Genomic DNA, 21,680 nt, shown 5'->3' on the forward strand with positions numbered 1-21,680 from the left:
GGGTAACCGCGGATTAACCATAGATATTTACGTTGGAGGAGGCCACTGAACAGTGTTCGCCAGTTGAATCCGAGTAAAATCCATGACGTTCGGTCGCCGTGCAGACCCGACAAGTTCCGGATCGACCGGTGTCGCCGCGTCGTGGCAGCCTCGGAATGCGTCGAACGGCGAGGCTCGTGAAGCCGCCGCACGCTCTGGCCGTGCGCTCACGGCCGCGGGTGCGCTCTCCTTCTTGCGGGACAACGCTCGCCGCATCCTGACGTTCGCAGTCGCGATCTTCGCCCTTGGCGTCGTCGTTCTCCTGGTGATTCCGGTTCGGTACGCAGCGACCGCGCTGGTCGTGGTCGATCCCCGCGAGCAGCGCGTGACCACCGAGCAGGACGTTCTGCCGGGTATCGGGCAGGACAGCGCCGCGCTGCAAAGCCTGGTCGAAGTGGCGAAGTCCGACGGCTTTCTGAAGCCGCTGATCGAGCAGCTCAAGATTCGCGACGACGAAGACATTTCCGGGGGACACACCGACCCCGCGCGCCTGCTCGAGAGATTCCGTAACCGCCTCGACATTTCCCGTCGCGGGCTGACCTATGTCATCGCCATCCGCTTCACCTCGAGCCGGCCGGAGCGGGCGGCCTACTACGCCAATGCGATCGCCGAGGCGTTCGTCGCCAGCCAGGGCCGCAGCCGCACCGATGCGACCGACGAGGCCGCCGACTGGCTCAGTGGCCGGCTCAAATCATTGAACGAACGGTTGAAGACGTCAGAGGACGCCGTAGCCACGTTCAAGCTCGAGCACAGGATCGTCAACGCGGGCAAGGATTCCACCACCCAGCAATTGCGGGTTACCGAACTGTCGCAGCAGGTTGCCGCTGCGCGCGCCCGGACCGAAGAGGCGAAGGCCCGCTACGAGCAGGCGCAGCGCGACGTGAAGGCGAATGTCGAGAGCCCCGTCAAGCAGGATCTCCTGAGCGCTCTGCGCGCACAGCGGTCGGCGCTCAATGACCAGATTGCGCAGAAGCGGGCGGTGTTCGGCGATCGCCATCCCGACCTCGTCATGTCGTACAGCCAGTTGACCGATCTGAACAGGCAGATCGAGGTCGAGCGGACCAAGGGCGTCGACACCGCAAAATCGGAATACGAGGCCCAGCGTGAGCAGCAGAAGGCGCTGGAAGGCCAGATGAAGGCGGCGGAATCGCAGCTTCTGGTCGACGGTCAGGCTCTGGTCCGGCTCCAGGAGCTGCAGCGCGACGCCGAGGCCAACAGAAACATCTACGAGCAGTTCCTCTCGCGCTCCAAGACGACGAACGAGCAGCGCCTCTTGCAGAGCTCTCAGACCAAGATTGCATCGTCCGCCATTCCGCCGCTGCGCTCGACCCTGCCACCGCTGTCTTTGCTGCTCGCCGCTCTCGCGATCGGTTCGCTGCTGACATCGACGGCGGTCGTCGCCGCCACGGGACGCGGATCGGACAAATCCGCTCCTGATATCCGCGACCCCGAACCGGCTCCGCGCCAGCCCGCGACCTGGTCACGTCCGCCCGTGTGGGCCCGCATTCCCGACCTGACGCCCGGCGAAGTCCCCAGAAACATCTGGCAAGGGCCGGTGTCCGCGACCACCGAACTCGATCTCAGTCCCCATCTGCGTCCGTTGCTGGAGCGGCTGGAGAAGGTGCCGGGACCTCATGGCAAGGTCGTCTTCGTGATGTCGGTCGGCAAGCGGGCCGGCGGCAACACCGTCGCGCGGTCGCTGAACCGATGGGCCGTGAACACGGGGAAGCTGAGCGTCCTGATCCGGGTCGAGCCGGACCTCGGCGGTGCCGGGGCTGGCCTCGCCAACGGCCACGCCGACGGCATGACCACCGCGGACTTTCGCAGCGTCGACGAGCTCCTGGGCGCCGGCAAGAAGCCCGAGCCACAGCCCGCGGACGATATTCGTTCGGAGTTCGATCTGATCGTCGTCCACGCCACCTCTCTGGCCTTGCAGCCGGAGGCGGCGGCGCTGGCGGCTCACGCCGATCTTGTCGTCCTGGTCGCTCGCGAAGACGCGGTCGATTCAGCCGCAATGCGCAGGGCTATTGCTGCGCTCTCCCGGTTTGTCGGTGTGCCGACCGGCGTCGTCGTCAACCGTGTGCCGACGGACTCGTCGGCGTCCCGTCGCGGCGAAGTGCTGGGGCTGGCCGGTTGACGCCACGCGGCAACTGATTGCCGAGCCATGCAATGCCCTGACTGAGAAGACGTCTATTCGCCGGGTTCCGCGCCGCGGACCGCGTAGGCGCCGCGCTTCGATGCCGAGAAGCGCAAAAGTCCCAGAACCGAAGGATCGACCCCGGTTCGCCGCCGACAGAGGATGTTGAGGGCGATGGTCGCGAGCGCCAGCGACACAGTGGCCGAGATCGCTGCGCCAAGAACGCCGAGCCAGGGAATGAGGACGAGAAATCCGATCAGCCGCAACGCCACGTTGGCGGCAACGACAGGGACATACTCGCGCTCGTGGCCGGTCAGCTGCAAGATCGCCGCAGATGGACCGCCCGCTGCCTGGAAGGCCGTCCCGATCGCGAGCACGATCAGGACCCAGTGCTGCGCGGCAAAATGCGGCCCGAACAGGTTGAGAAGATGGGGACCGCCAACCCAAATCAGGAGAAGTCCGCTGACCACGCACAGCGCGGTCACTTCCGCCATGAGCCGCAAGGTTCGCTCGAATTCCTCGTGGTTCTTGCTGAAGTACAGTGACGGGAGCCGCCGCGCGCCAAAACTGTACAATGCGGCGGACAGCATGGCGAACATGTTGGCCAGGCGCGAAGCGGCGAAATAAATTCCGGCGGTTGCCGGGTCCAGCATCCAGTAGACCAGAATGACGTCGAAATACTGGTTCGCTGCTTCCAGGATGGACGCAACCCAGAAATGGAGCGCGCTCGATCTCCAGCGCGACGTCTCGGAGCGCACCGCCGTGCCGCGGAAATCCGGCAGAACTCGCGCAATCGCGATGGTCTGCGCGACCAACCCGACCGACATGGCAATCGTCATCACGGCGATCAATTCGGCGGGATCGAGCTGCCGATGGCCGGACATGATTGCGAGCAGAAACAGCACGACGCTGACGCGCCAGAAGAACTCCCTGTTTCCTTCTCCCATGAGAATGCTGACCAGCGAGCGAGCGATCTGGCTGCCAAGCATTAGTCCTGCATTCACAGCGATGTAGGCCGACACCGCGATGATCAGCAGCCACGAATCGCCTCTGATGTTCGCGCCGATCGCGGTTGCGCCGATCGCAATCAGCATTGCGACGGAGGAAATCCTGAAGCTCGATAGCAGAACGCCTTTGGTGAGATCGGGCTGATTTCCCACCCGATACTCGTTCAGAAATCGCACCAGCAGCGATTCCTGGCCGACCAGCCCGACGACGGCCGCCATCTGGGCCACCGAAAGCCAGGTCGCAAAGATACCGAACCCATCGGGCGACATCGTTCGTGCCGCCAGCGAGAACAACGCAAACGCAAGCGCACCGCTACCAACCTTGAGGAGGATGGTTCCGGCAACACCGCGCGTCACGTCGCGCCGCATGAACTGGACGATGGAATCGATCATGGGAATTTAAGGGGTAACTCCCCCTGGAGAGACATTTTCCGATACAGTCGACAGCCTAGCATGCCGAAAAACCGCGAGTGTTAATAGGCGGCCTCGATGCGCGTGCCGGCCGCGGCGATGTCGTGGCTATGCCAGTTGCTTCACTATGGAACATCGCTGATCCCACTGTCCCAGATCAAGCAAAGCCCGGCCCGATCGCGTGGCGGCATAGCGCCGCATCGACGGTCAATGAAGTCGAGATGAGCCGTTTGAACGCGGACTGGCTCGCCCGGAATGGCCGCCGAGTTGCCGGAGACCGAAGTTTGCAGGGCATCCTCAGCAAGGCGCGTGCCGGATATCGTCAAGCCGAGCAGCCCTCTGCTTCATTAACCGAGATATCGAGAAATGATCGCGTTTGGTCCTGTGATGCGACATCAGGCGAGAGAATTGCACGTGCAACCATCGTTGACCGTGGGAGCCTGGACCATGACGCTGGATAGCAAGTTGACCGAGCCGAGCGCTGGATCTGCGACCGCGACGATCGTCGCCGACATCGCGATCGTCGGCGGCGGCCTGGCGGGATCGCTTGCGGCAGCGGTGCTCGCGCGGGCAGGGCATCGTGTCGCTCTCGTCGACAAGCGCGCGGTCTATCCGGACGAGTTTCGGGTCGAGAAAATCGGCGGCCATCAGCTGGTCATGTTGCGCAAGCTGGGTTTCCTCGATGCGCTCGACCGCGTGGCCTGCCGATATGATCAGGTGCTCAATATCAGGGAAGGCAAGGTGGTCGATGTCAGCGTCGGCCAAGCTTACGGGCTTCCCTACGCCGATCTCGTTGCCATGGCGCGCAGCCAACTGCCTGATCCGTCCAGCCTGATCGTCGACGAAGTCACTGCAGTCAATTGTAGCGACGATATCCAGCATATCGAGCTCGCTTCCGGAAGGCGCCTCGACGCGCGTCTCGTCGTTCTGGCTACGGGCATGGCGGGCGTTCTCGGCTACAAGCTCGGCATCAAGCGGCGCGTGCTGGCCGAGCGCCATTCGGTTTCGTTCGGCTTCACGATCGCCCGCCGGGACGATGCGCCGTTCGATTTCGATGCGCTGACCTGTTACGGCGAGCGCACGGCGGACGGCATCGATTATCTCAGCCTGTTTCCCGTGCGTGCCGGTATGCGCGCAAACCTTTTCATGTTCCGCGACCCGGCCGATCCGATCATGCGCGAGCTACGCCGCGAACCGGAAGCGACGGTTTTGCGCCTGCTGCCGGGATTGCGGCCTTACCTTGGCGATTTCCATGTGACCGACAGGGTGCAGAATTGGGTGATGGACCTGTCCGTCGTGGAAGGACATCTCCAGCCCGGCGTCGTGCTCATCGGCGATGCGTTCCAGACCAATTGCCCCGCCGCCGGCACGGGCGTTGCCCGGCTGCTGGTGGACGTCGATCGCCTGTGCACCGAATATGCGCCGCGTTGGCTCAAGACGGGGGGCATGAGCAAGGAGAAGATTTCGGAGTTCTATTCCGATCCCGACAAAGTCGCGGCGGACCAGCAGTCACTGAAGATGGCGCGCTTCCGCCAGGCCCTGACGTCCCGCAACGATATCGGTTGGGACGTGCGGCGGCGGCTGCACTTCCTGCGCCGCAGTATCACCCACCGGGTCGATCAAATGCGGCCGGGCTGGCTCGCGCATGTTCGAAGCGCGCTACGCGCCTGAGAGCCGCACCCTGTCGGCGCCTCGCGCTGGTCAGCGCGTGGGCGTCGAGGTGCGGGTCGGCAGGAGCCTGAACTCCGACATTCGCTTGGCGGCGAGTTTCAGCCAGGGCGCTTGTTTCAGGGCGAACAAGGATATGGCGCCCACGGTGCTGCCCGCCTGTGTGACCGCCCACATCGGCGAAGGCTGCGCGCCGAACAGTTTCTTGTAGGGTTCGTCACCGATGGTGAAATCGAGCATCCGATCCCCGCGCTCGATGCAATCCCTCGCCACCTGCTCGAACATCAACGCGCCCAAGGACTGGCTCTTGTATCCGGCAATGTCGAAGGCGCTCATGATGACAAGGAAGCTGCCTTGATGGCAGAGTCCGAGCACGGCGGCGATCACGTCGCCGTCCATCTTCATGGCATAAAGCCGGACAAAGGAGCCGAGACCGCGGAGCGCCATTTCGGAATAGAAGCCGTAATATTCCGGGCGCTGGAGCAGGTCTCCGTCGCCTTGTGCCTGAAAGCGCGGACCGCGCAATTTTCTCATCACGTCCAGCGCCTCGATCACGGAGGCGCCGTCGTTGCAGCATGAAAAACTCAAGTCGCCCTTCTTCTGGAGCTGCCTGGACTTTTTTGCGAGCTCCTTCTGATAGGAGCGATCCATCGCACTGGCGCGCCATTGCTCGAACGGCGCGACCAGAACGCTCGCGTAGGCATTGGAGTCCATCGCGACGCGGCGGGGCGTAGCCAGGAGGTTCTCGATCGGAAGCCGTCCGTCTGGCAGCTTGGCCATTCGCAGCAGATCGAACGGGCGGACGAGGCAGCGGATTTCTGCGCAGGCACTCTCGTCCTTGAGCAGCTCGGAAAATACCTGCGGGCTGCACACCGGCGCCAGATAGTCGGAGACGCGGAGGTCGGCGAATTCGACGGTCCGTATCGGGCCGCGACGGACCCGCAGCAAGGGCAGCACCATCGCAAGGGTGCCCGTCGGGCGGTGGCGGACCGCGACAACCAGGGGAGTTGCGCCTGCATGAGACGTGAGCCTGGTGTAGAGGGTATCCAGCCAGAGCGGATGCTGGAACGCGGTGGCGGCCGAGTTTTCAAACAGCTTCGCATAGTCCGGAGACAGGAAGTCGAATCCCTGCTCGATGGCGATGTCGAACGTGTTGCTAGGTCTGTTCATGCGCAGCCAGGGAAAACCAGATAGCTCGGGACGATCGAGCCGGATCTGTGCTTTATAGCAGGGTCGTTACGGGTGAGACACCGGCGGCGTGTGATTTGCATTAATGCTTCGAGCAACGTTCGTATCGTTACCAAATCCTTAAATTTCGCGCCCGAGCGGCCTCGTGGCGCGGAGATCGACCTGCGCTAGCAAATAATTAACCGCGCTTAAGGAAGGTCGTTTCATGGCCAGCCTGTACACCGAGGTGGATTCCGGGGCATCCGGGAGCGCGATCTGGAAGACGCGCAGCGTTGGCGCTGAGAGGATTGCCAGGGCGGCGATCAGCTGTTCGATCACCGTCAACGTGGTCGCATCGATGGGCATCTTCAACGCCGGGCTGCTGCCGGCGGAGCTGAGCTTTCTGCAGCAGGCCATAGCCATCCTGATGTGGGGTGTCCTGATCTACGCTAGTGCATTCGTGCAGCCGCGTCTGCGGTTACAGGTCAATCCCGATCTGGTGGCGCTGGTCGCATTCTACGGCTTCGCCGTTGTCTCGGTGTTCTGGTCCAGCCTGAACGTCGCAGCGATCATGAAGAGCGCTGCGCTTGCGATGACGACGTTCGGCGCATTCTGTCTCGTCACGCGCGCGTCGATCTGGACGAGGTCGTGAGGACCACGGCCAATGGGCTTTTTATACTGGTCGCCGCATCGGCTTTCTGCGCGATCGCCGTGCCCGACATCGGGGTCGACCACAGCTGGATGCACAATGGTCAATGGCAGGGCGTCTACGAATCCAAGCAGACACTTGGCTTCGTGGGTGCCTATCTGATGTTCCTTGCCTGCTATCGGAAGATGACGGGGCAGGGGTGGCTGGCCTTCCTCGTTGTATTCTTGCTGGCGTCAACAAGCGTCCTCGCGTCGGAATCGCGCGGCGCCGGTGCTGTCGCCCTGGCTGCTTGCGCAATGCTCGTGACCTCAATGTGGTCGGTCGGCTGCATGAGGCTCTATGCGGTCCTGCCATTCGTCATGTGCACTCTGGCCGGATTCCTGATCCTGTATTTTTATGCGACGGGATATGACGCCATTCATATCGGCGACGCGAGTGTCGATTTTACCGAGCGGACCTTCATCTGGCACTACGCGATAAGCCATTTTGACGATGCGCCGTTGCTTGGCTTCGGCATCAACGGCTTTTGGACGATCCCGTCGATCTACGATTATTTCGAACAGAACCACGGCTGGGTGCTCGACAATTATCACAGCGGCTACATCGCGATCCTGATGGAAACGGGATTTTTGGGGTACACGCTGTTTGCCGCGAGCGTCCTGCTGTTCTCGCACAAGATCCTCCATCTGATTTCCGCACGCACGATCGACCGATCGCACTGTGCTCTCATCATCGGATTCGTCGTCCTCAGCTTTCAGACCAATTTCACGGAGACGACATTCCTTCGCTCGACGATGTTCACATCGGTGCTCCTGGTGGGGTTTTTCTTCGCGACGTGCAGACCGGTGCGATCGACGGAATTGTAGTCTTTACCAATGGATGCAGGATGACCGCCGTACGCGCTCGTTGGCCGAGAAGCTTCAATCTTGCAGCAACGGCATTTTTCTTTGCTTCGCTGTTGTCCCACGCCCATGGGGCCGAGCAGTCCGCCTCCCGCGATATGCCAAAACTGGGTCGCGGCATCAACATTCTCGGCTACGATGGAATCTGGGAAGGTGGCCAAAACGCGCCATTTCGCCTGAACAGTTTGACCGCAATCAAGAAGGCCGGGTTCTCGCACGTCAGGATCAATTTCTTCGGCTTCAAGTTCATGGGCCCGGGGAACGTCCTGGACGAGATCGTCCTGAGGCGGCTCGACGCCGTCATCGAGGACGTTCTTGCAAGGAAACTCGTTCCCATCCTCGATGAGCACGATACTCACCTTTGCCAACGCGACGTTTCCGAATGCGGCGATAAGCTCAGGGCGTTCTGGCGGCAGATCGCCGAGCGCTATGCCGGCAAATATCCGGCGCTCGTCTTCGAGGTCTTGAATGAGCCTGGTGGAGAAATGACGTCCGCCAGCTGGAATTCGCTCCTCAACGAATGTCTCGGCATCATCCGCCGCACCAATCCCGAACGGCCGGTCATTGCCGCCGTCCTCAACACGGATGAGATCCCGGTCGACGAACTGGCTCTGCCGGCCGACGACAGGCACCTCATCGTCACGTTTCATTATTACGCGCCGATACGGTTCACCCATCAGGGCGCGCCCTGGTCTCCGACGTTTTCGCGGATCGGGCCTCTGGATTGGGGCAGCCCGGACGACGAAGCGAAGGCGGCCGCCGATTTCAAGAAAATGAGCGTATGGGCGGAGAAAGAGAAGCGCCCGGTCTATGTCGGTGAGTTCGGAGTGTACGAGCGTGCGCCATCCGACAGTCGCCAGCGCTATTTGTCGTTCGTGGCGAGAAGCGCCGATAGGCTCGGCTGGGCATGGGCCTATTGGCAATTCGATCACGACTTCGCGGCCTTCGACAGCGCACGTCAGGCCTGGAAGCCGGGCATCCTGCGCGCCCTGATGCCGCCAACGCGTTGAAATTGCGCGCCCGATTCTTCTGCACGGTTTGCTGCACCTCCGAGCTTGCCGCAAATATCAGCCAGATCGCGATTGCCTTCAGGCGACAGTGAGAAAGTCAGCTCGGCGAGGTGGGGTTGCGTCAAGCGGAACCAATTCACCTCACGGAACGATTGTCGCGCTGAGACCTGTCGGGCAAAACACTCAGCACCCCGTCAACCCCTCCCCGCAAAAATATTCCACTTTACCGAAATTCGGAAATGGCGTATGTGTCGCCCATCCCGGCTCACCCTTGAGGGGCGACCATGTGTCGTGATGGTCGTAGAGCCGGGCTTGCGGTGGACGCGACAGCGTCGGGCCCGAAAGTGCGGGCAGGGCGGATTGCTCTCCGTGAGCCCGAGGCTTCGTGCCGACGAGCGGCGCTGTCAGGTTCGTCTCGTCATCAGGTCGGCGGCAACGTGCACAACGTCGTCGAAACCGGTGGCGACAAGCGAGCCGTGCGTACGGCAAAACCGTGTGGTCCTGGCCGTCGTTGCTACGGTCAAGCCTTGGCGGAGGCGGCATTCGCGTCAACCGGCGCGGTGTCCGCGACTTTCGTGAAGGCGAGGGAGGCCAACAGGAACTCGGCTCCCGGGAGAGCACGGCATACGCCGTAAAGCCACTGCGCAGGGAAGGCCGAGTGATTTGGCTACACCTGTATGCTGCTGTGCGGTTTCCTTGCGCTACACTTTCGCGCAGCGGACCGCGGGTGCCAGCCGGCACCCGGCCTTCCCTGCGCCCTCCTGGACAAGAGGGTGGAGAACCGCGGTCAATCTCGGGCGCCATGCGTCGCGAGAGCGCGGCCGTGCGTCCGAAGCGTGCGCAGACGCTCGGGCACCGATGTCTTGTCCCTAACGCTAGGGACAGACACGTTCCTCCGGTCCGCTTACGGTGGTCCGCCCGGTTGCTCAGGACCGCAGGAGCAAGCGCGTATGTCGGACGAAAGCGGACGAGGAGGAAACAGGACATGAAGATCGGTTTCGCGCGAGCTTCGATTCTTGTGGCATGCGTCCTTTATGGAAATACGGCGAACGCGGAGATTAAAATTGGAGTTGTGATCTCGGCAAGCGGCCCGGGATCCGCGCTGGGGCAGCCGCAGCTCAAGACGGTTGCAGCTCTTCCGAAAGAGATCGCTGGAGAGAAGGTCACCTATATCACCCTGGACGACGAATCAGATTCGACCAAAGGGGTTCAGAACGCACGCCGCCTCGTGATCCAGGACAAGGTCGACGTGCTGGTCGGCTCCTCGCTGACCCCGGTGACCATGCCGATGCTGGATATCGCGCTCGAATCGAAGACGCCGCTGCTGTCGCTCGCCGCCGCTACCGCGATAGTTCAACCGATGGACGAGAAGCGCGCCTGGGCCTTCAAGGTCGTTCCCAATGATGACCTCATGGCGGCCGCCATCCTCAGGCATATCGCGAAATCGGGCGTGAAGACGCTCGGCTATATCGGCGTTTCGGATGGGTACGGCGAAGGCTACTACAAGGAGGTGAGCCGCCTCGCGCCCGCTCTGGGTCTGACCGTGACCACACATGAGGTCTATGCGCGCGCAGACACGAGCGTCACCGGTCAGGCGCTCAAGGTGATGTCGACCAATCCCGATGCCGTCTTCATTGCTTCCGCAGGAACTCCGGCGGTCTTGCCGCAGCAGGCGCTCCGCGAGCGCGGATACGCTGGGAAGATATTTCAAACACACGGCGTGGCCAGTGAGGAGTTCATCAAGCTCGGGGGCGCGAACGTCGAAGGTGCCGTATTTGCAGGCGAGGCCTTTACCATTGCCGCCGATCTTCCCACAGGAGATCCGTTCCGTCGCTCGACGGAGGAATTCGTGACCGCGTATGAAGCGGCGAACGGGCAAAAGCCCAACATGTTCGCTGCCCACCTTTGGGATGTCGTCGCGCTGATTGGGAGAGCTGCACCGGATGCGCTGAAGACGGCAAAGCCCGGCACAACCGAATTTCGCGCGGCTCTGCGGGACGCGCTCGAGCGCGGGCAGAACATCTATCTCAACAATGGGCTGTCGAACATGAGCAAGGCCGATCACAACGGCTACGACGAACGCTCCGCCTTTCTGATCAAGGTGGAAGGCGGGAAATTCCGCCTGGCAAAGTAGCGGCGCCCGGACGGAATCTTCGCCGGATTATTGCGGCTCGATTTCCGGCGGCCTTGATGATCTTTCGCCATTTGGCGGTCGCACTCATGAACATCAGCCCTGATCAGGAGCGTATCCGCATCGATATTTTCATGCGCGACAATCTGCCCTGACTTAGAGTTCGCTTGCGGAGTGCATCAGAACCTCGCGGCCATTGCGGCCAGGCGTTGATGGGCTCGTTCGCGGGAAGCCTCGATGGGCTGTAGCGGTCCGATGGTTGGCCCGATCGGTACGAAACGGACATTGCTAATCCCGACAAAACGCAAAATTTCGCGCAGGTACGGCGTTGCCATGTCAATGCGACCGCGGTTCATTCCGGTGGCGAAATCGCTGCCACTGGCGATGATGACGATGGTCGGCCGGTCCTTCAGCAACGGGACATATCCCAGGGATGGGTCGAACCGGAAGGTGAGCCCGGGCTGGACGATAACGTCGAACCATTGCTTGAGCTTATAGGGAATGCTGAAGTTCCACATGGGAGTCGAGATCAGCACCCGATCGGCAAGCGCCAAGCGGAGCGCCACACGCTCGGCCTCCGCAAAGCTGTCCCGCTGCGCGTCGTTGAAGGCTTCCGCCTTCATCCGTGCGTATTTGGCCTCGACGATAGGGCCTGAAAATTCCGGCAGCCGCTCCCGCCAGATATCCATGACATCCACGTCCCAATCGGGCCGGACCCGGCGAAAGCCGTCAAGGAAGACGTGTGCGCTGGCGCTCGACCAGGAGTCGCTGCGGGGCGAGCAGGACAGGTGCAGGAGCTTTGCCACCGCTCATCCCAGCGCTTTGATGACTGCATCGGCCTTGGTCACGACGGCAACGTTTTGCATGGCGAAGTTGATCGATGCAGCGTGCCAGTCGGCGTTCATGGTGGAGCAGCAATCCTCAGGAACTACCATGAAGTAACCCTTGTCGGCACCGGTCCGTGCCGTGTGCTCGACCGACATGTTGGTCCAGGCGCCGGTGTTGATGATCATGTCGCGGCCGGTGGCTTTCAGGATCGTTTCGAGCCGCGTGCCCTCCCAGGCGCTCATTCGCACCTTCTCGACCACGAAATCGCCGGGCCGTGGCTCGAGACCTGACACCGGCGCGGCCCCCCAGCTTCCGCGCACCATCGCCTTGCTGTCGACGAGACCCTCGAACAGCGGCGCATTCAGCGTCACGCCGGGCGCGCCGGCTTCGACCACGAACCAGACATGGATGATAGCGACGCCGCGGGCCCGCGCAGCTTCCGCAAGACGCCGGACGTTTTCGACGACTTGCTGCTGCTTCGCGTGACCTGGTGCGCCGGAATCGGCGAATGCGCCGCCGTCCATGATGACGTCGTTCTGGAGATCCTGGATGATCATGGCACAGCGTCGCGGGTCGAGCTGCATCTCGCTGTCGGCCACGATCGGCGCTGCTGGCGCGGTGCCAGTGCCTGTACCGCTGCCACTCCGCCGTCCGCTCATATAGGGCTCATGACGTGGGCCGACCTTGGTCGGGATCGCGTAGACCGAATGCGTCGAAGTCAGATAGAGGGTGCGGAAATCCGGCCCGCCCCAGGCGAGGTTGGCGGCCAGTTCAGGCACGCGGAGTTTGCCGAGCAGCTCGCTCCGCGGCGAATAGACCCAGACCCCGCCGGGTGCAGTGACCCAGACATTGCCGTGCTGGTCGCACTTCATGCCGTCGGGCAAGCCGGGCTCGAGCTCGGAGCGGATGCCGCTCGCGAACACACGCGCACCCGACAGCGAGCCGTCGCCGTTGACGTCGAATACGCGGATCAGTGCCTGCACGGTGTCGTTGACATAGAGCAGTTTCTCGTCGGGCGAGAAGCACAGCCCGTTCGGCTGGTCGAATAGATTGCGGTCAACTAGCAGCTTCGGGTCGGCGCCGGGCACGACACGATAAACGCCCTGGAAGCCGAGCTGCCTCGGCCGCTCGACGCCATAGACCGGCATGCGGCCATACCAGGGATCAGAGAAATAGATCGCGCCGGAGGAGTGCACGCAGACGTCGTTGGGGCTGTTGAGCTCCTGTCCCCCAAAGTGCGAGGCCAGCACCTCGCGCCGTCCGTCCGGCCGCTCGCGGATCAACGACGATGTCGCGTGCTCGCAAACGATCAAATTGAGCTCGGCGTCATAGGTCATGCCGTTGCATTTGTTCGACGGCCGTTTGACTTCGGCGACGCCGCGCCGCGCATCCCAGCGCCGGCGCACGTCCCCCGGCATGTCCGAGAACAGCAGATAATGATCGACCGGATGCCAGATCGGTCCCTCCGTGAAGTCAAAACCGGTGCCGACCTGCGCGACCGGCGCGTAGGGGTCGATCAGGGTCTCGAATTCGGAGCGCAAGGTGACGTGCGTCATCGTCCATCCCCTGGTGTCTAGGCCGGAAACCAGTTGCGCTGGGGCACAGATTGCACGATCGGTCCGGGGACCTGGTCGTGTAGCCGGCCGACGACGTTGCCGCCTTCGATCTTGGCGGGACGGTCGTGGACCGGCAGGAGATAGCGCGAATTGCTGAGCAGCTTTTTGATGGCGGCCTTCTCGGCGCGCTTGGTGGTGCCGTGATTGCCCGTGGTGCGCGGCTCCCAGTCGTGGATCTCGTTGAAAGGCGTCACGATCTGGTCGTTGAAGTCATAGATGACGTCGCCGCAGATGGTAGCAATGCCGTCGGCGGTCTCGACGATGATGTTCATCGAGCCCTCGGTGTGCGCATTCGCTGCGTCGCAGTAGACGCCCGGCATCAGCTCGATGGGACCCGTGATCTCGAGGTCGAGAAAGCGCAGCGCGCTCTTGGTGTGCAGACGGTCGATCAGATGCTTGATGTCCGGCGCCGGATATTGCGGATGCATCAGGCCGGACACGGAATACTCGAGCTCGCGGCGGTTGACGACGACGGTCGTGTTCATCGGGAACAGATCGTCCTTGCCGGCGTGGTCGATATGCAGATGGGTGTGGCAGACGAAGCGCACATCGCCCATGCGCACGCCGTGCCGCGCAAGCTGGTTCTCGATCATGTGCTCGTGATACTGCAGGCCGCGCATCCCCAGCGTTTCCATGATCTGGTTGGAGCGGTAACCCGTATCTACCACGACCGGATATTTGCCGCCGAGGATCAGGAAGCCGAGGGTGAGGACACGGCGGGTGCGGCCGCAGTCGTGGCCGAGAACCAGAAAGCTCGATTCCAGCTCGATATCACCATAGTCCAGGATCTTGATTTCCAGCGGCATTCTGTCCCTCCCTGTGTCCGTTCTCGTTCGTTTCCTCGGCGCTCAGAGCCGATAGACGCGCATGGCGGTTGTCTTGAAAATGGCTTCGCGCTGATCATCTCGCAGCGGCGCTGCGGCGGCACGGAACGCATCGATCAGCTCGCGATAGCTGGTCCACAATTTCTCGATTGGAAAATTAGAGCCGAACAAGCAGCGTTCGGCGCCGAAGATCGCAATCGTGTCGGTCAGGACGGATGCGATATGTGCGGGGTCGTTGCGGTGGATGAAGGTTCCGAGCCCCGACAGTTTCGACACGACGTTCGGGCAGGCGGCGAGGCGGGCCATCCCGGCGCGCCACGCCGCGCGACCTGAGGGTGAAAGGTTCTCCAGCATGCCGGCGTGCTGGAGGATAAAGGTCACTTTGGGACAGGTTTCCGCAAGGTGTGCGGCGTCCGGCATCTGCGGCGTGAACACCTGGAGGTCAAAACTCAAGCTATAGTCCGCAAGGCGGGCGATGTTGCGCCGGATCACGGGATCGGTGCAGAGATCGGGGCGGGCCGCAAAGCGATAAAGCGGGTTCTCGTGCCAATGAAGTTGCATGCGGACGCCGCGTACGAGGGAATAGCGCTTCAGGCGGTCGAGTTGCGGACGCACGTCGTCCACTGAGAAATCGGCGTAAGCCACGATGGCATGCGGCCAGCCGTGCTCCTCGGCGGTCTGCTGCACCCAAGCGGCCTCGTCCTCGAAGCGGTCATTGGACCAGTTGGTCTGGACATAGACCGAGCGGGTGACGCCGCTGCCTTTGAGGTCGCCGAGATATTCCTCGATCGGGTAATCGCGTCGAATCGGCTCGTATGGACCGAAGATGCGCGGCTGCATCGAACCGACCAGCCAGGGCAGGTCGGCCTGGCGCCAGATATGATGGTGCCCATCGACGATGTCGGTCACGCAACTCTCCTTTGTCCCAGCGCCAGCACATGCGCGACGATCGACGCGCTTGATCCGCCGTCGACGAGGTCGTCGACGAACCGTTCGATTGCGACCAGCGCTTCGGTCTGCGGACGAAAGCCGGGACCAGCCGCGAGCGGCGTCAGCCAGCTCACGCGCCACGCACGGCGCGACAGTTTCGCTACCGCATCGCGCAGCGCATCGGGTTCGCCCCGCTCCAGACCGTCGGAAACGATGATCACGGCGGCGCCGCGCGCATATCCGCCGAAGCGGGGTATGGCGAGAAAGGCCTGAAGCGCGTCGCCGATTCGGGTGCCGCCGTCCCAGTCGCTGACCAGATAGGCTGCGGCGTTGAGCGCCTGCTCGCGGCGCCTGAGACGTAACGGGCGGGTGATACGGGTCAGCCGCGTGCCGAAGGTGAAGACCTCGACATTGGGCGCCGCCTGCACCAGCGTGTGCGCGAGCTTCATGTTCTCTTCGGTGCGGGTCTTCATCGAGCCGGAGACGTCGATCAGGAGCAGCAGCTTGCGTGGGCGCTGCCGACGCTTCAAACGCCCCAGCCGAAGGATTTCGCCGTCGCTGCGTACAGAGTCACGCAGGGTGCGGCGCAAATCGGCGTAGGGCCCCCGTCGGGCCCGCATGCGGCGATGGCCGCGCCGCTTCGGCAGGCGCCTGGGCGCCTCACGGGACAGCCGGCGCAGCGCGTCAGTGGTCGAGAGCTGCGCAAAGCGGCGCTCGACCAGGGCTTCCGCGCGCGCTGCTGCGAGACCGGACTCGTTGGCCTCGTCCGACAACAACGGCTCGTCGTCTCCGCGGGCCTCCTCTTGCAGCCGAACAGTCTCGTCTTCCTCCCCGTCATCGACGCGCTCGATTGCCTCGTTTCCGCGAAAGTGCAGATCGAATAGCCGGTCGAACGTGGCACGACGCTCCGGCGGAGGCGCCAGTGTTGCGAGGGCTGCCTGCCGAATGTCTTCCAGGCTGCGTGGGCCGAGCATCTGGATTGCGGCCAGGAACGAGGTCGTCTGTTCCGGTGCGACGGCAAACTTGTTCGTTCGCAACAGCCCTACGAAGGAGATGAAGACACGCGCAGCGCGCGGCAGTTCGGGTTCGGTGCTCATGCAGAGGCCTCCGCCAGCAGGGCGTCGAGGCGCGGCGAAATGAAGTGCAGATCCTCCTCGTCTTTCAGCGCAACGCCGATCGAGCGCCTGAAGGCATCGGGCCAGCGCGCGCCGCCCTTGTGCAGCAGCGTGGCGGCTTCAGCCCAGTCGACGGCCTCGGCGATCCCCGGCGCCTTGCTGAGCGGCTCGCGCCGCAGCTTCTCAACGGCCGCGACGACGGCACGCGCGGTCCCCTCGGCGACGCTGGAGGCCCGCATCATCACGATACGTGCTTCGCGCTCGGCGGAGGGATAGCCGATCCAGTGGTAGACGCAGCGCCTCCGCAACGCTTCATGAAGATCCCGCGTGCGGTTTGAGGTTAGGACGACGACCGGGCGCTCCGAGGCGCGTACCGTACCGCGCTCGGGGATCGAGATCTGGAAGTCGGACAAAAACTCGAGCAGGAACGCTTCGAACTCCTGGTCGGCGCGATCGATCTCGTCGATCAACAGCACGGTCGAGTCGGGCGCGCGCAGCGTCGCCAGCATCGGCCGCTCGATCAGAAACGCTTCGCCGTAGATATCGATGCTCTCATCGCCGGCTTGGCGGATGGCGAGCATCTGGCGCGGATAGTTCCATTCGTACAGCGCGGCGGACGCGTCGATGCCTTCGTAGCATTGCAGGCGGATCAGCCGGCGACCGAGGACAGCGGCAATGGCTTTGGCGGCCTCGGTCTTGCCGACGCCCGGCGCACCTTCGAGCAGCAATGGCTTGCCGAGTGCCAGACCGAGATAGGCTGCGGTCGCCAGTCCCTCGTCGGCGAGGTAATAGGCCGCCCTAAGCGCCTTCTCCAGTGCCTCGGGGCTATCGATGCCGACGATGTTGCTGCGGACGGCCATCGAAACCTCAGCGCCGCGCCTGAGGGCGTGCGCCGCCCTCGGCCTTGATCGCGCGCAGCACTTTCTCCGGCGTAATCGGCAGGTCGTCGATGCGGACGCCGACGGCGTTGAAGATGGCGTTCGCGACGGCCGGCAATACGGGATTCGCGCACATTTCGCCGGGGCCCTTGGCGCCGAAGGGGCCATCGGGAGCGGGGCGTTCCAACACGGCGATGTCGTGCGGGCAGATGTCGCCGGGGCCAGGCATGACATATTCGACGAAGTCGCGAGGGCCGTGGATTGGGTCGGGATAATAGGGTTCGGGCGTCTCGTAGAGCGCGTGACTGACGCCCATCCAGGCGCCACCGACGAGCTGTTGCTCGACCAGGCGCGGATTGAGCGCACGGCCGAGCTCATAGGCAGAATCCATGCGGATCATCGTGACCTCGCCGGTCTCGTCGTCGACCTCGACCTCGGCGACAAGACAGGCATGAGCGTAGCAGGTCGCCGGCGACATCTCGCCAGTCTCGGGATCGACGTTGGATAGCGGCACCAGGAAGATGCCGCGGCCCGCGATAGTCTTGCCCTGTTTGAACTGCGCGGCGATGGCGACGTCCTTGGTGGAGATCGAGCGGTGCGGTGCGCCCTTGACGTGGATGTTGCCACGCCCGTCGGTTTCGAGGTCGGCGGCATTGACCTCGAGCTCCTCGGCGGCGGCCTCCATCATCACGCCGCGCGCCTCGCGCGCCGCCGCCATCACGGCATTGCCGACGCGATGGGTGCCGCGCGAGGCGAACGAGCCCATGCAATGCGGGCCCGTGTCGGAATCGGCGGTGTCGACATAGACGTCCTCGACGGGCACGCCGAGCGTCTCTGCGCAGATCTGCCGCGTCACCGACTTCATGCCCTGGCCGAGGTCGATCGACGACAGCGCCACGGTGAACTTGCCGCTTGGATTGGAATGGACCAGGGCCTGGCTGGGATCGCCACCAAGGTTCATACCGATGGGATAATTGATCGATGCGATGCCGCGTCCGCGATGTCGGGTCATCTCAACGTCTCCTGGTGCCGAACACGGATGAGAAGCGGCCCGCTCCATGCGAGGGCGACGCCGGTCGCGGTGACGGCGGCGGTGCGGGTGGTGGCGGCTCGCGCGGTGGTTCGCGCGACGCGGCCGTCGGCAGGCGATCATAGCTCGTGCGCTGCTGCGCCGGCGCGGTTGTCCCCGCGTTGGTGTCGGCAGGCGTCCGCGGGATGGCGGCACGGCTGCCGCCACCGTCCTTGCGGGAGGAGGCGCGCTTGAACTCGTCGCGGATCGGCCATTTGGCTTTCTCGGCCGCGACCTGGACGCACTCGATCAGCGCCGTGTTCTTGGCCTCGCGCCGATGGGCCTTCATGTCGCCGTCGCGATAGGCATTGAGGATGCGGAACTCCATCGGATCCATGCTGACGAGATGCGCCAGCTTGTCCATCTGGCACTCGATCGCAAAATCCATTGCAGTGACGCCGAAGCCGCGCATTGCGGTCGCCGGCGTGCGATTGGTGAAGACGCAGTAGACGTCGCCATAGACGTTCGGGATGGTGTAGGGGCCGGGCAGGTGGGCTGCGCATTTCACCGCGGCATAGCTCGAGAGCCGCGTATATGCGCCGCTGTCGAAATATGCCCGGATCTTGCGCGCGACGACACGGCCGTCGCGCATCACGCCGTCCTTGATGTAGATGCGCTCGGCGCCGCGCGGCGGGCCATATTGCATCTCCTCTTCGCGTCCGAACACGTAGCGCTCACGGGACGTCCCGTCAGCATCGCGCCCAGGATGCATAAAGGTTCGGTCAGCGTGTCCACCTTGCCGCCAAAGCCGCCGCCGACGGTGCCGCCAATGAAATGAAAAGTGTTGGAGGGGACGTCGAGGATCTTGGCGCAGGTGTCAACCGAGAAGAACAGCGCCTGCGTCGACGTATAGACGACATAGCGGCCGTTGGTGTCGGGCGCCGCGATCGATCCGTTGGTTTCGGTCGGCGCGTGCTCGATAGGCGACATCTGGTAGCGCTGTTCGAGCACGTGATCGGCGGTCGCGAGGGCGGCATCGGCGTCGCCGAAGCGGAGTTTCTGGTGGTCATAAACGTCGTGGTAAATGAAGGCATTCTTCGGATAAGTATCGTTGACGATCGGCGCGCCGGCCTTCAGCGCATCTTCGACGTCGAACACGGCCGGCAGGGGCTCATAGTCGATCCGCACCTTCGCGATCGCCTCGAAGGCCTCGCGCTCGCTGTCGGCGACGATGGCCAGGATCGGTTCACCCTTGTAGCGGACCTTGTCGATGGCCAGCGACGGTTCGTCGTCCTTGCCGAAATTGATCAGGCTCAAGAGCGTGTTGAGATTGCGGGGCACGTCGGAGCCGCGGATGATCCGGCGCACGCCGGCTGAGCGTTCGGCGTCCGCGGTGTCGATCCGCCGGATCCTTGCATGCGAATGGGTCGAGCGGACGACTTTCAGGTGCAGCATGCCCTGGAGCTTGTGGTCGTTGAAATAGCTCGACGTGCCCGTGACATGGCCGAGCATGTCCTGGCGCTGGGTGCCCTTGCCGATCTCCTTGAGATTGTCGTCGCGCTCGTCGGCGAAAATATCCTTGCGCAATTCCAGCATGGTCTGGTCCCTTAGGCGCTTGCCCGGCCGCCGGAGGCGGCGAGGATGGCGTTGATGATCGGCTCGTAGCCGGTGCAGCGGCAGATGTTGCCGGAGATCGCCTCGACGACTTCGGCGCGACTCGGAGAGGGATTGCGGTCGAGCAACGCCTTGGCCGCCATCAGCATGCCCGGCGTGCAATAGCCGCACTGGGCGGCAAAATTCTCGGCGAAGGCGCGTTGCAGCGGATGGAGGTTGGGTCCCTGCTTCAGGCTATCCAGCGTCTCGACGGAGCGGCCGGCGACGGTCTCGGCCAGCGTCAGACAGGAGAGATGGAGCTCGCCGTCGATCAGGACACTGCACGTGCCGCAGCCCCCTTGTCCGCAGCCGAACTTCGGCGTCATGTCGCCGATCAATTCGCGAAGCGCCACGAGCAGGTTGGTTCCGCCATCAACGAAAATGGCGACATCGCTGCTGTTGTGACGAAATTGCAGGGCAGTCTTGGCCATACGATCTATTCCTGACCCAAGAGAAGACGACGCAGATGCACGCCGACGATCTCGCGGCGGTACCAGGCGCTACTGAGCGCGTTGTCAGACGGCGATGTCCCTTCCGCGGCTGCAGCGGCTGCGGCCTCGACAGTCGCGGCGTCGAGCGAGCGGCCTTCCAGCGCGCGTTCGGCCGCCCGCGCACGTATTTGCGTCGGCGCCATCGATCCCAATGCAATGCGCGCCCCGGCGATCCGTCCGCCACTGATCGGCAGATGTGCGGCGAGCGTGATGACCGAGCCGCCTTTGGGCTTGATCCGTGCGATCTTGCGGTAGTGAAAAGCTTCTGCGCTTGTCGGCCGCGTGCAGGATACCGACAAGACGAGCGTGCCCGCCTGCCTCTCGCGCGATTGCAAAAACTCCTCAATCGGAATGTCGCGCGACCCAAAGCCGCCTTGCAGGGCCACCGTGGCATCGAGTGCAAGCAGGGCGACGGTGAAATCACCATAGGGATTGGGCGCGAACAGATTGCCACCCACCGTACCCATGTTGCGGACCGCCGGGCCACCAATCGAGCGGGCAGGGGCGTGTAGGAAAGCGAGGTCGCGCTCGCCCAGAATCCGGGCGAAAGTTACGCCAGCACCCAGGGTGATCCGCGGGCCGGATGGGTCGATGCGCGTCAAGGCTTGGTCATTGGCGCGCACGACGGTCGAGAGCGAGATGTCGCCTTCGTTCAGTGCGCGCATCACGAGCGTGCCGCCGCCGAGATAGCGCGCGTTGCGATCGGACGACAGCGCGGCGGCGGCCTCGCTTGAACTCGTGAAGGTCTTCACCGTCACAGTCATGTTGACACAGCCTCCTTGAGGTGTCGGCGGATCGCTTCGAATCCCGCCTGGTAGATGTCTTCCGCGACCATGTGGGTGATGCGGTCCTTGTCTTCCGGCCGCGTCGAGAAGCGGGATTCCCAGTGCCAGAAGGTGCGGTCGCCGTCCGTCACGGGCAGCAGGCGGACATGGGCCACGTAGTTGAACATCGGGATCGGCGTATCGAGCAGGCAATAGCTGAAGGTCTGCTCCAGATCCGACAGCGTCAGCAACTGCTCGCGCAGCTCCGAGCCGTCCTGCAGCTTGAAGCGCCTGACACAGCCGATCTTGTCCGAGGCCTGCGCACGCTCGATCGTGGAGGCTGCGACCGCCGGATGCCAGCGATCGTGCCCGTTGAAATCGCGCAGCACGGCCCACACGGAACCGGTCGGCGCATCCAGGATCGTGCTCTTGACGACATGCGGCACGGCGC

Annotated in this window: 16 protein-coding genes and 2 pseudogenes; 5 read left to right on the plus strand and 13 right to left on the minus strand. The window is 63.3% G+C overall.

What is annotated here, in order from left to right:
- Positions 1-82: 82 nt before the first annotated feature.
- Positions 83-2,176 (plus strand): Wzz/FepE/Etk N-terminal domain-containing protein, encoded by a 2,094-nt coding sequence (locus tag ACVWYI_RS15795; RefSeq protein ID WP_456662551.1) that lies wholly within the window; start codon positions 83-85, stop codon positions 2,174-2,176.
- Between the two features lie 53 nt (positions 2,177-2,229).
- On the opposite strand, the gene ACVWYI_RS15800 is transcribed toward ACVWYI_RS15795, so the two are convergent.
- Positions 2,230-3,576 (minus strand): lipopolysaccharide biosynthesis protein, encoded by a 1,347-nt coding sequence (locus ACVWYI_RS15800; protein WP_456662552.1) that lies wholly within the window; start codon positions 3,574-3,576, stop codon positions 2,230-2,232.
- A gap of 465 nt (positions 3,577-4,041) precedes the next feature.
- On the opposite strand from ACVWYI_RS15800, the gene ACVWYI_RS15805 reads away from it, so the two are divergent.
- The gene (locus ACVWYI_RS15805) at positions 4,042-5,265 is read left to right on the plus strand and encodes an FAD-dependent oxidoreductase (RefSeq protein ID WP_456662553.1); all 1,224 of its coding nucleotides are present in this window, start codon (positions 4,042-4,044) and stop codon (positions 5,263-5,265) included.
- Between the two features lie 30 nt (positions 5,266-5,295).
- Here the strand turns inward: ACVWYI_RS15805 and ACVWYI_RS15810 are convergent, their stop codons facing one another.
- Positions 5,296-6,432, minus strand: coding sequence for a GNAT family N-acetyltransferase (locus tag ACVWYI_RS15810; RefSeq protein ID WP_456662554.1), 1,137 nt, complete (start codon positions 6,430-6,432; stop codon positions 5,296-5,298).
- A gap of 223 nt (positions 6,433-6,655) precedes the next feature.
- On the opposite strand from ACVWYI_RS15810, the pseudogene ACVWYI_RS15815 reads away from it, so the two are divergent.
- From ACVWYI_RS15815 to ACVWYI_RS15825, 3 genes and pseudogenes are all read left to right on the plus strand, one after another.
- Positions 6,656-7,944 (plus strand): annotated as a pseudogene (locus ACVWYI_RS15815) (O-antigen ligase family protein).
- Positions 7,945-7,964: 20 nt separating this feature from the next.
- Positions 7,965-8,990 carry a glycoside hydrolase family 5 protein gene (locus ACVWYI_RS15820; RefSeq protein WP_456664531.1) on the plus strand — a complete coding sequence of 342 codons (1,026 nt, stop codon included), beginning with the start codon at positions 7,965-7,967 and terminating at the stop codon, positions 8,988-8,990.
- 985 nt (positions 8,991-9,975) lie between these two features.
- Positions 9,976-11,124: an ABC transporter substrate-binding protein gene (locus tag ACVWYI_RS15825; RefSeq protein WP_456662555.1), complete on the plus strand. Its 1,149-nt coding sequence runs from the start codon at positions 9,976-9,978 to the stop codon at positions 11,122-11,124.
- 176 nt (positions 11,125-11,300) lie between these two features.
- Here the strand turns inward: ACVWYI_RS15825 and ACVWYI_RS15830 are convergent, their stop codons facing one another.
- The 11 genes and pseudogenes from ACVWYI_RS15830 to ACVWYI_RS15880 all read right to left on the minus strand — a co-directional run bounded on the left by ACVWYI_RS15830 (position 11,301) and on the right by ACVWYI_RS15880 (position 21,675).
- Positions 11,301-11,927 carry an FMN-dependent NADH-azoreductase gene (locus ACVWYI_RS15830; protein ID WP_456662556.1) on the minus strand — a complete coding sequence of 209 codons (627 nt, stop codon included), beginning with the start codon at positions 11,925-11,927 and terminating at the stop codon, positions 11,301-11,303.
- Between the two features lie 3 nt (positions 11,928-11,930).
- Entirely contained in the window at positions 11,931-13,505 is a 1,575-nt protein-coding gene (locus ACVWYI_RS15835) for an isochorismatase family protein (protein WP_456662557.1), read from the minus strand.
- 17 nt (positions 13,506-13,522) lie between these two features.
- Positions 13,523-14,371 (minus strand): MBL fold metallo-hydrolase, encoded by an 849-nt coding sequence (locus ACVWYI_RS15840; protein WP_247340972.1) that lies wholly within the window; start codon positions 14,369-14,371, stop codon positions 13,523-13,525.
- Positions 14,372-14,413: 42 nt separating this feature from the next.
- Entirely contained in the window at positions 14,414-15,298 is an 885-nt protein-coding gene (locus tag ACVWYI_RS15845) for an amidohydrolase family protein (protein WP_456662558.1), read from the minus strand.
- Complete coding sequence (locus ACVWYI_RS15850; RefSeq protein WP_456662559.1) at positions 15,295-16,416, minus strand: vWA domain-containing protein; 1,122 nt, start codon at positions 16,414-16,416, stop codon at positions 15,295-15,297. Before ACVWYI_RS15850 ends, ACVWYI_RS15845 begins: the two co-directional genes overlap by 4 nt.
- Positions 16,413-17,294 (minus strand): AAA family ATPase, encoded by an 882-nt coding sequence (locus ACVWYI_RS15855; RefSeq protein WP_456662560.1) that lies wholly within the window; start codon positions 17,292-17,294, stop codon positions 16,413-16,415. Before ACVWYI_RS15855 ends, ACVWYI_RS15850 begins: the two co-directional genes overlap by 4 nt.
- Positions 17,295-17,301: 7 nt before the next feature.
- Positions 17,302-18,324 carry a xanthine dehydrogenase family protein molybdopterin-binding subunit gene (locus tag ACVWYI_RS15860; protein WP_354044086.1) on the minus strand — a complete coding sequence of 341 codons (1,023 nt, stop codon included), beginning with the start codon at positions 18,322-18,324 and terminating at the stop codon, positions 17,302-17,304.
- A 1-nt stretch (position 18,325) separates the two neighbouring features.
- Positions 18,326-19,917: pseudogene (locus ACVWYI_RS15865) on the minus strand (xanthine dehydrogenase family protein molybdopterin-binding subunit).
- Between the two features lie 11 nt (positions 19,918-19,928).
- Positions 19,929-20,405, minus strand: coding sequence for a (2Fe-2S)-binding protein (locus tag ACVWYI_RS15870; RefSeq protein WP_354044079.1), 477 nt, complete (start codon positions 20,403-20,405; stop codon positions 19,929-19,931).
- A 5-nt stretch (positions 20,406-20,410) separates the two neighbouring features.
- A complete protein-coding gene (locus ACVWYI_RS15875) occupies positions 20,411-21,229 on the minus strand; it encodes an FAD binding domain-containing protein (protein WP_247340956.1) in 819 nt (272 codons plus the stop codon).
- A complete protein-coding gene (locus ACVWYI_RS15880; protein ID WP_247340954.1) occupies positions 21,226-21,675 on the minus strand; it encodes an SRPBCC family protein in 450 nt (149 codons plus the stop codon). The genes ACVWYI_RS15875 and ACVWYI_RS15880 overlap by 4 nt, the downstream gene beginning before the upstream one ends.
- Positions 21,676-21,680: the final 5 nt, after the last annotated feature.

The organism is Bradyrhizobium sp. LB13.1 (assembly GCF_054056815.1).